Here is a 287-nt window from a genome sequence, read left to right on the forward strand (position 1 = left end):
CGCAAGCCAAGATTCTTCACATCTGCATTTTTGTAACCGCAACATGAGCATAATTGGCTACTAGCGTAGTTCTTAGGTGCAATCATCAGATCACGTCCATACCACTTCGCTTTATATTCTAGCATTGAACGGAACAGGCTCCAGGATACTTCACTAATCGCCTTGGCAAGCTTTGGATTCTTCATCATGTTCTTTACTCGAAGGTCTTCCATGACAATGACTTGGTTTTCGTTAATCATCTTGGAAGATACTTTGTGCAAGAAGTCCTGACGCTGATTACGAATCTT

The 287-nt window shown here is 41.8% G+C and carries 1 protein-coding gene; it reads right to left on the minus strand.

Going from position 1 to position 287, the window contains the following annotated elements; translation table 11 throughout:
- Positions 1-287: RNA-guided endonuclease TnpB family protein (locus tag JO375_RS12610; protein WP_229524813.1), on the minus strand; the 287-nt coding region annotated here is incomplete at both ends.

It is taken from the genome of Paenibacillus farraposensis (genome assembly GCF_020736845.1).
GTDB classification, from domain to species: domain Bacteria; phylum Bacillota; class Bacilli; order Paenibacillales; family Paenibacillaceae; genus Paenibacillus; species Paenibacillus farraposensis.